This window comes from Salinispora mooreana (assembly GCF_000379065.1).
GTDB classification, from domain to species: Bacteria; Actinomycetota; Actinomycetes; order Mycobacteriales; family Micromonosporaceae; genus Micromonospora; species Micromonospora mooreana.
Genome location: NZ_KB900614.1, coordinates 3,526,333 through 3,540,103, shown reverse-complemented (window position 1 = coordinate 3,540,103; position 13,771 = coordinate 3,526,333). Strand labels below are relative to the sequence as shown.

Below are 13,771 nucleotides of genomic sequence, written 5' to 3'. Positions count from 1 at the left end.
GGGACGGGCGGTGGGGCGCTGAGCTGGCCGAGCGCGCGACGTCCCCCGCTGGTGCCAGCGAGGGACGTCGGCAGCGGCGCGCGTGCTCAGTCGGCGGTCGGCTCAGCCGCCGCGCCGGTGTCGGCTGTCCCTACCGCCGCGGCGGTGTTGGTTGTCTTGGCCGCCGTGCTGGTGTCGGAGCCACCGCTGCGGCGCCGCCGACGGCGTCGTGGTTTCGGTGCCGCGGTGCCCGGCGAGTCGGCGGTGGCCGCTTCGCCGGTCGACGCCGCGGGCTCACCGGCGGTGACCACCTCGCCGCCCCGGCGGCGTCGCCGCCGGCGGGGGGTACGCTCCGCGGTCTCGCCTCCCTCGCCCTGCTCGGTTCTGGCGTCGACGCCAGAACCGGTGCCGCCACCCCGGCCCCGGCGGCGGTCCCGGCCCGTGCCACGGCGGGGCCCGCGGCCATCGCCGCGGCGTGACCGTCCGCCGAGGTCCTCCTCGACCTCGGCGGAGAGCCCGGCCCGGGTGCGTGCACCGGTGGGCAGAGTGCTGGTGACCTCCGGGGAGATGTCCAGCTCGGAGTAGAGGTGCGGGGAGGTGTGGTAGGTCTCCGGCGGCTCCGGCATCTCCAGGCCGAGGGTCTTGTCGATGATGCGCCAGCGGGGCATGTCATCCCAGTCGACGAAGGTCACCGCGACGCCGCTCGCCCCCGCCCGGCCGGTCCGGCCGATCCGGTGGGTGTATGTGTCCTGGTCCTCTGGGCAGTCGTAGTTGAGGACGTGGGTAACGCCGCTGACATCAATACCCCGGGCGGCCACGTCGGTAGCGACCAGAGTGTCGATCTTGCCGGTGCGGAAGGCCCGCAGCGCCCGCTCCCGGGCGCCCTGGCCGAGGTCGCCGTGGACGGCGGCCACGGCGAAGCCGCGGAAGTCCAGATCCGCAGCGACCCGGTCGGCCGCTCGCTTGGTGCGGGTGAAGACCATGGTCAGCCCGCGCCCCTTGGCCTGGAGGATTCGCGCCACGATCTCGATCTTGTTCAGTGAGTGGGTGCGGTAGGCCAGCTGCTGGGTCTGCGGTGACGGGCCGGTCTCGGCGGTGTGCCCGGCGTGGATCGTCATCGGGCGGCGCAGGAAGCGCCGGGACAGCGCGACGATCGGGTCCGGCATCGTGGCCGAGAAGAGCATCGTCTGCCGTTCCTCCGGCAGCATCGCCAGGATCTTCTCGACATCGTCGAGGAAGCCCAGGTCGAGCATCCGGTCGGCCTCGTCCAGGACGAGCGCGCGGACCCGATCCAGGTGTAGTTGCTTCTGCTTGGCCAGGTCGAGCAGTCGGCCGGGAGTGCCGACCAGGATCTCCACACCCGTGCGGAGCGCCTCGACCTGCGGCTCATACGCGACTCCGCCGTAGATCGGCAGTACCCGGACGCCACGGGTGCTGCCCGCGGCGTGGAGATCCTTGGCGACCTGGATGCCCAGCTCGCGGGTGGGTACGACGACCAGCGCCTGTGGGGTGCCGTCGCCGCCCTCGGCGGGAGCCAGGACCCGCTCCAGCAGCGGTACGCCGAAGCCGAGCGTCTTACCGGTGCCGGTCGGGGCCTGGCCGATCAGGTCAACGCCGCGCAGCGCGATCGGCAGCGCGTACTCCTGGATGGCGAAGGCGCGGGTGATTCCGGCGGCGCTCAGCGCGTCAACGGTCTCTTTACGGGCGCCCAACTCGGCAAAGGTGGGCGCTTCCGGGCGTACTGATGCGGTGGCGGCGAGTTCGGTGCCGTCCATGAGGTTGTGGGTGAGTTCGCTCATCTCGATTGGGGGTGCCCTCTCGTGGGTGCGCCCCGTTGAGTCCTCGAGGCGCGGACGGTGTGGCGCGGGCCACACGGTCGGGTGGCGAGTCGCCGAGCCGGACCGGGCCGCACGCGCGCCGCGGGCCGGCTGCGACCGGATCGAAACGGGAACGAATCGATCGTTGGATCAGATCGATTGTTGGACCAGATCGAGGTCGAACGTCGGTCGGTGCCCACGGCAACTGTTCTATTCTACCTGAACCTCCCCGGCGCTGCTCAGATTCCGGCAGGTGATGCCGGGTGAGCCAGCGCTCTTCGCCTGCTCAAGGCGGTGCAACCGCAGGCTGCCGGGGCAGGAGGCGATGGCGGTTCCGCTCGCCGGCGCCGAGCTTCAGCGGGGGCGACGCCCGTCGCGGGGTGGCCGCGACTCGGCGAGGCGGCACCAACCGCCTACCGCGCCACCGAGGGACTTTCCCCGGGGTTGACTCGTCGCTGTGTCCCACGCGCGGAGCGCGGGCCTCGGCGTCGCTCGCCGGGCGCACGCCACGGCAAGTGCCTCGGCACCTGCCGTGGCGGGGCGCTGGTCAGCGGACGGTAAATCCGACCGCCCGGGAGGACGCCTCGGCGATCTCGACGTAGGCGACCTTGTCGACCGGAACGATGACCCGCCGCCCCTTCTCGTCGGTGAGGGAGAGGGTGCCGCCGTCGCCGGCGATGGCGTCGGTCACGATCCGCTCAATCTCGGCCGGCGACTGTGCGCTCTCCAGAACCAGCTCGCGCGGCGCGTACTGCACGCCGATCTTGACCTCCACTGTGCCTCCTCCGCTGGGGCGAGAATGCCGCCTTGCGAAGGCTATCCGATCACGGGGGCGGCGGTCAGGCTGACTCACCTTGCAGCGGGAAGCTCGCGATGCCTCGCCAGGAGAGCGCGGCGACCAACGCCTCCGCCTCCCCCTTCGCCACCTGCCGCCCTCGGGCCAGCCAGAACTGTGCCGCTGTTTCGGCCGCCCCGACCAGGCCGGACGCGAGCAACTCCGCATGTGCCCGGCTTACCCCGGTATCCGAGATGATCGTGTCGGTGATCGCCGCGATGCAGCCCTGCTCCACCCGCTCGACCCGCTGTCGTACCGCGGGGTCGTTGCGCAGGTCGGATTCGAAGACCAGGCGGAATGCCTCACTCTCATGGTCGACGAAGTCGAAGTACGCGCGGACGGAGGCGCTCACCCGCTCCTTGTTGTCGAGGGTGCCGCGCATCGCTTCCCGCACCTTCGCCACAAGCGTGTCGCAGTGGGTGTCGAGGAGTGCCAGGTAGAGCTCCATCTTACCGGGGAAGTGCTGGTACAGCACCGGCTTGGAGACTCCTGCGCGTTCGGCGATGTCGTCCATCGCGGCTGCGTGGTAGCCCTGTGCGACGAACACCTCCTGCGCCGCGGCGAGTAGCTGTCTGCGGCGGGCGGACCGGGGCAGGCGGGTGGGCCGGCCGGCGGTCTGGGTGCCGTTCCCCGCAGCGGTCATGGGAGCCTCCGAGTTCTTCATACGAGCTGGCATATAGCCCGAACCGGTCAAGGATCACCGCCTGTCCCGGAATTGGCCCGCCGCCGTAACTTATCGCCACTGTCACCACACGGTAGCCTCAGCAGGGGCGACCAAGGAGCGCGCGGTGAGTGATGCAGGGCAACCCGGTGCCGCCACCCCGGGAGAGCACGGTGACGAGACCGGTCCAGAGCCGGTCCACTCCCGATCCGACAGTTCGTGGGTGCCCCCCACCGGAGGCTGGGCACCGGAATCAAGCGCACCCTGGCGCCGAGTTGACTCCCCTGCTGGTTGGGCCGACTCCTCTCCGCGTCATGGTGACCTGCCAGCTCCGCCACCCGGCGCGACCGAGAGCGTTCCCCGTTCCCACCTCAACGGATACCGGAGAAATGGTCACGCATTCCTCGCGCCGGAGGTGCCGGCCAGTCGGCCAGGTCCGGTAAGTGCCCCGCCGGGTCGTTCGGGAAAGTCGGTCCAGGAAGCCGGCCGAGACCGGCCGCCCGCACCCGCGCCCGCCGCCGCACAGCCACCCGCGCCGGCCGAGGCCGTCCGGGACGACCGCCCCGACCCGCCGGCCGAGCCCGGTCCTCGGCCAGTGACCGACCAGCCCATGCCGCCACCGGAGGACTGGTCCGGCCCGAGTTGGGAGGCCGAGTGGGTGCCGGCGCAGGCCGGCACCGAGCCGCCGCCGGTTGGCCGTCGGGCCCGGGTGGAGCCGGATGGATGGGATGAGTCGGAGCCGACCGGTCACCGGGCTCGGGCGGAGCCAGACGGGTGGGATGAGCCGGAGCCGACCGGCCGGCGGTTCCGGGGCGGGACTGCGCGGGATGCAGCGGGGAAGCGGCGGGAGACCTCCGGCCGCCGATTCCGTCCGGACCCCGACGAGACCGCGGCGGGCGAGGGGGGACAGCCGAGCGTCGAGCGTCCCGCCTGGGCGGTCGAGCCGCAGCGGGCCTACGAGCCGGTTCGGGCCGAGCCGGTCTCGGCCTTTCCCGTCGAGCCGGGCCCGCCGTTGACCGGGCCCGCTCGCAGTGGACCCGGTGGTGGGGACCGCACCCCGGCCGAGCCCATTCCGACGAGTACACCCCCCTACCTGGCCCGTCGGTCCGCGCCCGAGCCAGCAGTGACGGCGCCGTTGGCCGACGCCGACCGACAGCCGGAGTCGGTGTCCGCGATGTTGCCGCAGCGTGTCCCCGCCGAACCGGACGTACCCGTGGTGCCGGAGCTGGCAGCCGCGGAGGTGCCCGCCAAGACCCCGGAACTCGCCCGTATCGCCACCCACCTCCGCCAGGTCGACGAGCCCGCTCCGCTGCGCGAGCGTCCGGAGGGCTTCGACGTGGACGCCATTCTCGGTGCGGTTCGTGGGGTGACGGGTGTCCGTGACGCGGCGTTGCGCCGTACCCAGTCCGGCGCACACAGCCTTCGGCTGGACCTCGCCGACGGCGCCGACCCGGCCGAGGTGAGTCGGCACGTCGCCCGGCTCCTCCAGGAACGGATGGGGCTCGCCGCGGCCCCGCAGAACATGCCCGAGGGGCTCGCCGACCTGACGTCGTCCGACCACCGGCAGCCGATCGGACCGGCGGCACCAGCCGGACGGTCTCCGGCTGGCCTCCCGTCGCGTACCGAGCGCCGGGACGGGGCGCTGTCGGAGCCGCCGCGTCGCCGACGGCACTCCGGCGGACCGCATCGGGTCCGGGCCGCCGCCGTGGACGAGCCGGCCACGGCGGTCAGCGGGGCCGCCGATGGCCCGGTGACAGCCGAGACGTCGTATGGCGGGGGGCAGGTCGGCGCGACCGAGCTGACCCCGTCCCGCCCACTTGACACCGGTGGTCGGCCCGGACCTCGGGTGGTGCTCGACCACGTGCAGGTGAGCACCTTCGGGCTCGACGCGACCGTCGAGGTCCGCCTGCTCGCCGCCGGGTCACCCGCCGCCGGCTATGCGACCGGGCCGGCGGTGGACGGCTACATGCTGCGGCTCAGCGCAGCGGCCGCCGCCGCCGCCGTGGATCAGCTGCTGCGTGCGCCGGGGCCGCAGCAGGACCGGGGGCGCTGCTTCGTCGAGCACGCCACGTTGGTGCCACTGGGCAACTGCGAGGTGGCGACGGTCGTGGTGTTGCTGGTCTGCGACGGTTGGGTCGAGCAGCTCGCCGGCTCCGCGCTGGTCGCTGGCGACCCTCGCCAGGCGGTCGTACGGGCCACCCTGGCTGCGGTGAATCGTCGCCTTGAGGCGTTGCTCGCCGACCCGGGGAACGCCGGATAGCGCACCCGCTCCGGCGGCGGCCCACGACCGGCACACTGTTCCCGTTCCCGCAGTTCGGGCCACGTGCCCCCGCTCATGGCTGCCGGCCTGCCCGGCGAGCGACAATGGCGCGGTCCGCCACTGCCGATCCTCGGGGAGTTCACCGTGTCGCTGCCCCCGCTCGTCGAGCCTGCCGCCGAGCTGACCGTTGACGAGATCCGTCGCTACTCGCGCCATCTGATCATCCCGGATATCGGGGTCGAGGGACAGAAGCGGTTGAAAAACGCCCGGGTGCTCTGTGTGGGCGCCGGTGGTCTCGGTTCTCCGGCGCTGATGTATCTCGCCGCCGCCGGGGTGGGCACGCTCGGCATCGTCGACTTCGACACCGTTGACGAGTCCAACCTCCAACGTCAGATCATCCACGGCGTCTCCGATGTCGGCCGCGCCAAGGCCGAGTCCGCCTCCGCCAGCATCCACGAGATCAATCCGCTGGTCCAGGTGAAGATCCACAACACCGCGTTGGACCGGGACAACGTCCGGGACATTTTCGCCCAGTACGACCTGATCGTGGACGGCACCGACAACTTCGCCACCCGGTACCTGGTGAACGACGCGGCGGTGCTGCTCGGCAAGCCGTACGTGTGGGGGTCCATCTACCGGTTCGACGGGCAGGCGTCGGTGTTCTGGGCCGAGCACGGCCCCTGCTACCGCTGCCTCTACCCGGAGCCTCCCCCGCCCGGCATGGTGCCCTCCTGCGCGGAGGGCGGTGTGCTCGGCGTGCTCTGCGCGTCGATCGGCTCGATTCAGGTGAACGAGGCGATCAAGCTCCTCGCCGGTGTCGGTGAGCCGTTGGTCGGCCGACTCATGGTCTACGACGCCCTGGAGATGAGTTACCGCAAGATCAAGGTACGGAAGGACCCGAACTGCGCGCTCTGCGGCGAGAACCCCACGGTCACCGACCTGCTGGCCGACTACGAGGACTTCTGCGGTGCGGTGTCGGCCGAGGCCCAAGAGGCCGCGGCGGACGCGACGATCACCGCGGGCGAGCTGAAGGCGTGGCAGGACGCCGGCAAGGAGATCTTCCTGGTTGACGTGCGGGAGCCGGCCGAGTTCGAGATCGTCCGGATCCCGGGCTCCACGCTGATCCCCAAGGGGGAGATCATCTCTGGGCAGGCGCTGGTCACGCTCCCGCAGGACCGACAGATCGTGCTGCACTGCAAGTCCGGCGTCCGGTCCGCGGAGGCGCTCGCCGCGCTGAAGTCCGCTGGTTTCCGGGACGCGGTGCACCTCCAGGGAGGTGTCCTCTCCTGGATCAAGCAGGTCGACCCGTCGCTGCCCGCGTACTGATCGGGCCGGGCTGGCCAGCGCGGGAACGCCCCGGTGCTCGACGTTGTGGCGGGCACCGGGCGGTGGGTGGTCGATTCCCTGGGGCATGATCGCATCTGCCCAGGTAGCGTGACCGCCGTGGTGGATATCGAGGCCGCGATCGGCTACGTGGTGGCGCGGGGAGACGTGGTGGAGCGTGCCCGGCTTGCCCGACTGCGCACCGGCACCCCGCCGGCCGAGGAGGTGCTCGCCGTCGCCGAGACCGGGCAGCTTCCGGAGGGCGGTTGGCCGGCGTACATCGAGGGGGAGACCGCCTCTGTTGACGCGACCTGCTTCCGCCTCGGGGAGCTCGACGACCTCGGTGCCCTCGGCCGACCGGCGGCCCGGCGGGCGCTGGACTGGCTCGCCGCGCGCCAGCTACCGGAAGGAGGCTGGGAAGAGGACGCCGCGCTGGCCGACACCGCCCCGGAGTGGGCCCGGCCGGGCGACCCGGAGGCGGGTTTCTACCTGACGGCGAGCGCGGCGTTCTGGCTCAGCGTCGCCGGGCTGGATGTCCGGGCGGCCGGGCCGTTGGACGCGCGGATCGGCGGGGCGTACGCGGGCGTCGTGCACGGCGCCGCGCTCTCCCTTGCGGCCCGCCTGAACCCGGACGGGACCTGGCCGTCGTTCCTCGCCGCCGGCTGGCTGAGCGCGGCGGTGTTGTTCCGACAGGAGATGCACCAGGAGTCTGCCCGGATCCAGGTGGCGCTCGCCGAGCGGATCGGCGACATGGCCCCGGCCAACGTCGCCTGGCTGGGTGCGACGCTGCGCCGGGTCGGCGTGGACCCACAGGACTGGGTCCTGGTGCGCGCCCGCCGCCGGCTCGCCGAGACCCAGCGCAGCGACGGGGGCTGGGAGAGCGAGGACGGGCACCAGTTCGATGTCCACGCGACGCTGACCGCGATCCGCGCCTGCTGGTGAGCGCCCAGCGCCGGGGACGGTCAGCGTAGCTGACCGTCCCCGGTGACCACGTACTTCGTGCTGGTCAGCTCCGGCAACCCCATCGGCCCGCGGGCGTGCAGCTTCTGGGTGGAGATGCCGATCTCGGCGCCGAAGCCGAACTCTCCGCCGTCGGTGAACCGGGTCGAGGCATTCACCATCACCGCCGCCGCGTCAACCCGGGCCACGAACTCGTGGGCGGCCGACTGGGAGTCGGTCACGATCGCCTCGGTGTGCCCCGTGCCGTACCGCTGGATGTGCGCGACCGCCGCGTCCAGCGACTCGACGACGGCGACCGAGATCTCCGCCGCCAGGTACTCGGTGGCGTAGTCCTCGTCGGTCGCCGGCAGCACGGCCGTGGAGTGCCGAGCGACCTGCGGGCAGCCGTGGACGGTCACCCCGGCCGCGGCGAACGCGGCCAGCGCCGGGGGCAGAAAGGCGTCCGCGACCGCGGTGTGCACCAGCAGCGACTCGGCCGTGTTGCAGGTGGAGAGGCGCTGCGTCTTCGCGTTCAGGGCGATCGCGACCGCCTTTGCCACGTCCGCGGCGGCGTCAACGTAGACGTGGCAGTTGCCTACCCCGGTCTCGATCACTGGGACGGTTGACTCCTCGACAACCGTGCGGATCAGCTCCGCACCGCCGCGCGGGATCAGGACGTCAACCAGGCCCCGGGCGCGCATCAGCTCCTTGACCGAGTCGCGGGTCGTGGCGTCGAGGAGCTGTACCGTGTCCGCTGGCAGGCCGGTGTCGGCGACCGCGTCGCGCAGCACCGAGACCAGCGCGGCGTTCGACCGGGCGGCGGAGGAGGAGCCCCGCAGCAGCACCGCGTTGCCGGATTTCAGGCAGATGCCGGCCGCGTCAACGGTGACGTTCGGCCGCGCCTCGTAGACGATCCCCACCACCCCGAACGGCACCCGAATCTGCCGTAGCTGTAGGCCATTGGGGAGGGTCGAGCCCCGGACCACCTCGCCGATCGGGTCGGGGAGCGCGGCCATCTGGCGGAGCGCGTCGGCGATGCCGGCCACCCGCCCCGGGTCGAGGGCGAGCCGGTCCACGATGGCCGTGCTCAGCCCGCCGGCCCGTCCGGCGGTGAGATCCGCGCTGTTGGCGGCCAGGATCTCGGCGGTCCGCGCCACCAGCGCGTCGGCCATCGCGTGCAGCGCGGCATCCTTGCCAGCCCGGTTGGCGAGGGCCAACCCGGCCGCCGCTGTCCGGGCTCGTCGTGCCTGTTCGACGACGCTCATGTGCGCTCCTTGGGATCGGGGGAAGGACTCATGCCGGGCCGGCACCGGCCGGCGCCCGGCCTGACAACAGCACCAGGTCGTCGCAGTGAACGACCTCCCGTTCGTAGCCGGGGCCGAGGGCTGTGGCGAGCTCAGCGGTGGAGCGTCCGAGCAGGCCAGGCAACTCCACCGCGTCGTAGTTGACCAGCCCGCGGGCCACCGGCACGCCGTCGGCGTCAACCAGGTCAACCGGATCGCCGGCGGTGAAGGCGCCCCGCACCGCGGTGATCCCCGCGGGTAGTAGCGATTTGCGCCGGTCAACAACGGCCGCGACCGCGCCTGGGTCCAGCTGTAGCCGGCCGCGCGGTGTGGTGGCGTGCGCCAACCAGAACAGCCGGGCAGCCGGCCGACGTTGACTGGGGTGGAAGAGCGTGCCGACCGGCTTGCCGTCCAGTGCCTCGGCCGCCTGGTCGGCGGAGGTCAGGATCACCGGGATGCCGAAGCCGGTGGCGATCCGGGCTGCCTCCACCTTGGTCACCATGCCCCCGGTGCCAACCCCGGCGCGGCCGGCGCCACCGATCGTCACCCCGGACAGGTCCCGCTCGTCGTGGACCTCGGCGATCCGGGTCGATCCTGGGCGGGCCGGATCCCCGGTCCAGAGCGCGTCGACATCAGAGAGCAAGAGGAGTACATCAGTGTCGACCAAGGCAGCCACCAGGGCGGCGAGCCGGTCGTTGTCGCCGAACCGGATCTCCTCGGTGGCGACGGTGTCGTTCTCGTTGACGATCGGCACCGCGCCCAGGTCGAGTAGCTTGCGCAGGGTCCGGTACGCGTTGCGGTAGTGCGCCCGCCGCGTCAGGTCGTCCACGGTGAGCAGGACCTGACCGACGGTGCGCCGGTGCCGGGCGAAGGCGGCGGCGTACCGCCGGATCAGCAGCCCCTGGCCAACGCTGGCGGCGGCCTGCTGGGTGGCCAGGTCCCGGGGGCGGCGGGTCAGCCCCAGTGGGGCCAGCCCCGCGGCGATCGCGCCGGAGGAGACCAGCACGACCTCCCGGCCCTCGGCGGCGAGCGTGCCGAGGGTGTCCACGAGCGCGTCCACCCGCCCGTCATCCAGGCCGCCGGCGGCCGTGGTCAATGAGGAAGAACCGATCTTGACGACCACCCGCCGGGCCGCCGTCACCTTGTCGCGCACCCGCCTATTCTGCGATGTCGGTCGGGCAGCCCCCGGCCCGGTTCCCATATCGTGGCACGTCGTGGGACCCGAGGAGTACGTCGAGGCGGTGCTGGAACTGGTCGAGCGCATCCCGCCCGGCCGAGCGATGTCGTACGGGGCGGTGGCCGACGCGCTCGCCGAACGTTCGGGACGGGCGTCGCCCCGGCTGGTCGGTTCGATCCTGGCGCGCCACGGCGGGGGGGTGCCCTGGCATCGCGTGGTGAACTCGGCCGGCCGGCTTCCGCCCGGGCATGAGCTCTCGGCCCGGGCCCGGCTGCTTGCCGAGGGGACACCGCTGCGCGGCGACCGGGTTGACCTGCGGGCGGCAGGTTGGTCGCCGGAGTAGGGGATGTGACCGTCGCCATACTTGTGAGTAATATTCGACGCCATGGACGCGCCGCCGGTTGGAACCGGTCCACCTGCTGGCTCCAGCGGCCTCCCGGCGCCGGCCGGTGACACTGCCGGTCTGTCCGGAGTTGAGGCGCTGCCCCGCCGGGTGCACCTCGGTTACGCCACCGGGTCGCTGGCCACCGGTGCCTTCGGCACCGTGCCCGGGCTGCTTCTGCTGCCCTACCTGACCGACACGCTGGGCGTGACGGCGGGAATCGCCGCCCTGCTCGTGCTGCTGCCGAAGGCGTGGGACGTGCTGGTCAACCCGGTCGCCGGCCGGATCTCCGACCGCACCCGCTCCCGGTGGGGAGCCCGCCGCCCGTACCTGTTGGGCGCCGGGATCGCGCTCGCCGTCTGCTTCGCCGCGATCTTCGCAGCGCCGGTCGGCACCGGGCCGGCGGCCGGCGGCTACGTGGCGCTGGCCTTCCTGGCCACCGCGACCGCGTTCGCCTTCTTCCAGGTTCCGTACGTGGCGATGCCAGCCGAGCTGACCACCGGCTACACCGAGCGTACCCGGTTGATGACCTGGCGGATCGCGGTGCTGGCGCTGGCCATCCTGGTCTCCGGCGCGGTGGCCCCGCTGGTGCGGGACGCGGGCGGCGGCGGTATCACCGGGCACCGCTGGATGGGGCTCTTCGTCGCCGGCCTGATCCTGCTGGGAGCTGTCGGGGCGTTCGTGGGCACCCGGTCCGCCCCGGTCGGCATCGTGCAGGAGAGCGAGCCGTCGTTGCGGGCGCAACTCGCGATAGCCGGACGTAACCGCGCGTTCCGGGCGCTCCTGGCCTGCTTTGTGATCCAGTCTGCCGGGGTGGCGACGATCCTGGCCGGGGTGAACTACTTCGCCACCCAGATCCTGCGCAACCCGGAGAGCGGGCCCACCGTCCTGTTCGCCTGCTTCGTCGGGCCGGCGCTGTTGGTGATGCCGGTGTGGAGCCGGTTTGGACAGCGGTTCGGCAAGCTCGCCGGGCTGGTCGCCGCCGCGCTCCTCTTCGCCGCCGGTGCGCTGGCCCTGGTCGCCGCTGAGGTGCTCCCCGCCGTCGGGATCTACCTGCTGGTCGCGCTGGTCGGCGTCGGGTACGCCGGCCAACAGGTCTTCGCTCTCGCCATGTTGCCCGACTGCATCGCCCACGACGAGGCCCGCACCGGTCGCCGGCAGGCAGGCGTCTTCACCGGGGTGTGGACCGCCGGGGAGACCTTCGGGCTGGCGCTGGGGCCGGGCATCTTCGGTCTGGTGCTCCACCTCTCCGGCTACCTCTCGTCGGACACCGGAGCCGCCGCGACCCAGCCGGAGTCCGCCCGGCTCGGCATCCTCCTCGGCTTCACCGTCCTCCCCGCGATCCTGGTCGGTGCCGCCACCCTGCTACTGCGCCCCTACGCCCTCACCCCCGTCGATCTCGGCAACGTCATGGCAAAGCCACCGGCCCACGATCCCAGCCCTCCGGCGGGGAGTACGGTCACCGAACACCACGGAAAGGGCACCACTGAATGATCGACGAAGCGGGGCTGCCCGCCCACGGACTGCCGGCAGAGCGCGTTCTGGCCGAAATCCGGGCACTGCGCAGCGGGGACCGGCCCACCCACGGCGGGCGGCTGTTCGCGTACGTCTACGACCCGGCGGTTCCCGGGCTGGATGAGTTGACCGCCGCCGCGCACGCGGAGAGCGCCCACGTCAACGGCCTCGACCCGACCGCCTTCCCGTCCCTGCTCGCGATGGAGAACGCGCTGGTCGGCGCTGCCGCCCAGCTACTCGGGGGCGGGCCCGGCACCGCTGCGCCGGACGTGGTGGGCTCGGTCACCGGCGGGGGCACCGAATCGCTGATCCTGGCGGTGAAGGCGGCCCGGGACGCCCACCCCGAGATCACCGAACCCCGGATCGTGATGCCGGTCACCGCCCACGCCGCGTTCGCCAAGGCCGGCCACTACCTGCGGGTGGCCGTGGACATGGTGCCGGTGTCGGCGGAGAGCCTGCGCCCCGACCCGGCCGCCATCGCCGCCGCGATCCGCCCCGACACCGTGCTGGTCGTCGCCTCCGCCCCCGGGTACGCGCACGGGGTCATCGACCCGGTCGCCGAGATCGCGGCGGTTGCCGCCGACGCCGGGGTGCGCTGCCACGTGGACGCCTGCTTCGGTGGCTGGGCCCTGCCCTGGCTCCGCCGCCTCGGCGAACCGGTGCCGGCGTTCGACTTCGCCGTACCCGGTGTCACCTCGATCTCGGTCGACCTGCACAAGTACGCGTACGCCCCGAAGGGCGTGTCGATCCTGCTGCACCGGGATCCGGAGTTGCGCAAGCCGCAGTACTTCGTGCACGCCGACTGGCCCGGCTACACGATGATCAACCCAGTGATCGCCTCCACCCGCTCCGGTGGGCCGATCGCCGCCGCCTACGCGACCCTGCGGCACCTGGGCGAGGACGGCTACCTACGGCTCGCGGCGGTGACCCGGGACGCGGTGCGGGAGTTGGCCGACGTCGTCCGTGCTACGGGCGGGCTGCGGCTCGTGGCCGAGCCCGAGTCGACCGTGATCTGCTTCACCGCGACCGATCCGGAGCTGGACCTCTTCGTGCTCGTGGACGAACTGGCCGCGCGGGGCTGGCACACCCAACCGCAGCTCGCCTACGCCGGCCTGCCGCGCACCGTGCACCTGACGGTGACCGCGTCGGTGGCGCCGGTGGTGCCCAAGTTCGGCGTTGACCTGGCCGACGCCATCGCGGCGACCCGGGCGGCCGGGTCGGTCGAGCTCCCCGCGGAACTGCTCGCCCTCGCCCGATCACTGACCCCGGAAGGGCTCACGCCGGACCTGGTCGCTGGCCTGGCCGCGGGGCTCGGTCTCGGGCTGGGCGAGGCGGCGGACGCCGGGCCGGCCGAGCCGGTGCCGGCCCGGATGGCCGTGGTGAATTCCCTGCTCGAAGAGGTGCCGGCGGCGCTGCAGGAGCGCCTGCTCATGGAGTTCGTCGGCCTGCTGCAACGACCCACCTGGTCCCACGACTGACGGCGGGGCGCCTCCGAGCGGCGTAGCCGGCGCAACGGGTCGACACCGGCCCGGTTGCGCCGGGCGCCGCTGCGGGCGCTGTGGTTGACTGTCGTACCGGGAACGGATGAGGGAGGCTGCGA

Annotated in this window: 11 protein-coding genes; 6 read left to right on the top strand and 5 right to left on the bottom strand. The window is 72.6% G+C overall.

Annotation, left to right across the window (positions count from 1 at the left end):
* Window positions 1–86 precede the first annotated feature (86 nt).
* The 3 genes from SALPAC6_RS0116905 to SALPAC6_RS0116895 all read right to left on the bottom strand — a co-directional run bounded on the left by SALPAC6_RS0116905 (window position 87) and on the right by SALPAC6_RS0116895 (window position 3,295).
* Window positions 87–1,778: a DEAD/DEAH box helicase gene (locus SALPAC6_RS0116905; RefSeq protein WP_018254557.1), complete on the bottom strand. Its 1,692-nt coding sequence runs from the start codon at window positions 1,776–1,778 to the stop codon at window positions 87–89.
* Between the two features lie 565 nt (window positions 1,779–2,343).
* On the bottom strand, window positions 2,344–2,571 hold the full coding sequence (locus SALPAC6_RS0116900) for a DUF3107 domain-containing protein (protein ID WP_018218186.1): 228 nt from the start codon (window positions 2,569–2,571) through the stop codon (window positions 2,344–2,346).
* A 64-nt stretch (window positions 2,572–2,635) separates the two neighbouring features.
* Window positions 2,636–3,295, bottom strand: a complete 660-nt coding sequence (locus SALPAC6_RS0116895) for a TetR/AcrR family transcriptional regulator (RefSeq protein WP_026189761.1) — start codon at window positions 3,293–3,295, stop codon at window positions 2,636–2,638.
* A 592-nt stretch (window positions 3,296–3,887) separates the two neighbouring features.
* On the opposite strand from SALPAC6_RS0116895, the gene SALPAC6_RS0116890 reads away from it, so the two are divergent.
* The 3 genes from SALPAC6_RS0116890 to SALPAC6_RS0116880 all read left to right on the top strand — a co-directional run bounded on the left by SALPAC6_RS0116890 (window position 3,888) and on the right by SALPAC6_RS0116880 (window position 7,817).
* A complete protein-coding gene (locus SALPAC6_RS0116890) occupies window positions 3,888–5,552 on the top strand; it encodes a hypothetical protein (RefSeq protein ID WP_018254555.1) in 1,665 nt (554 codons plus the stop codon).
* A gap of 75 nt (window positions 5,553–5,627) precedes the next feature.
* Complete coding sequence (gene moeZ, locus SALPAC6_RS0116885) at window positions 5,628–6,878, top strand: adenylyltransferase/sulfurtransferase MoeZ (protein ID WP_018254554.1); 1,251 nt, start codon at window positions 5,628–5,630, stop codon at window positions 6,876–6,878.
* Window positions 6,879–6,986: 108 nt separating this feature from the next.
* A complete protein-coding gene (locus SALPAC6_RS0116880) occupies window positions 6,987–7,817 on the top strand; it encodes a prenyltransferase/squalene oxidase repeat-containing protein (RefSeq protein WP_026189759.1) in 831 nt (276 codons plus the stop codon).
* Window positions 7,818–7,837: 20 nt separating this feature from the next.
* Here the strand turns inward: SALPAC6_RS0116880 and SALPAC6_RS0116875 are convergent, their stop codons facing one another.
* Together SALPAC6_RS0116875 and proB are read right to left on the bottom strand one after the other, a co-directional pair.
* Window positions 7,838–9,079, bottom strand: a complete 1,242-nt coding sequence (locus tag SALPAC6_RS0116875) for a glutamate-5-semialdehyde dehydrogenase (protein ID WP_018254552.1) — start codon at window positions 9,077–9,079, stop codon at window positions 7,838–7,840.
* Window positions 9,080–9,107: 28 nt separating this feature from the next.
* Window positions 9,108–10,298, bottom strand: coding sequence for a glutamate 5-kinase (gene proB / locus SALPAC6_RS26230; protein ID WP_050563455.1), 1,191 nt, complete (start codon window positions 10,296–10,298; stop codon window positions 9,108–9,110).
* Between the two features lie 13 nt (window positions 10,299–10,311).
* Here proB and SALPAC6_RS0116865 point away from each other — a divergent pair, with 13 nt between their 5' ends.
* The 3 genes from SALPAC6_RS0116865 to SALPAC6_RS0116855 are packed head-to-tail and all read left to right on the top strand — an operon-like array spanning window position 10,312 to window position 13,649.
* Window positions 10,312–10,617, top strand: a complete 306-nt coding sequence (locus SALPAC6_RS0116865) for an MGMT family protein (RefSeq protein ID WP_018254550.1) — start codon at window positions 10,312–10,314, stop codon at window positions 10,615–10,617.
* Between the two features lie 42 nt (window positions 10,618–10,659).
* Complete coding sequence (locus SALPAC6_RS0116860; protein WP_018254549.1) at window positions 10,660–12,150, top strand: MFS transporter; 1,491 nt, start codon at window positions 10,660–10,662, stop codon at window positions 12,148–12,150.
* Window positions 12,147–13,649 carry a pyridoxal phosphate-dependent decarboxylase family protein gene (locus SALPAC6_RS0116855; protein ID WP_018254548.1) on the top strand — a complete coding sequence of 501 codons (1,503 nt, stop codon included), beginning with the start codon at window positions 12,147–12,149 and terminating at the stop codon, window positions 13,647–13,649. Before SALPAC6_RS0116860 ends, SALPAC6_RS0116855 begins: the two co-directional genes overlap by 4 nt.
* Window positions 13,650–13,771 lie beyond the last annotated feature (122 nt).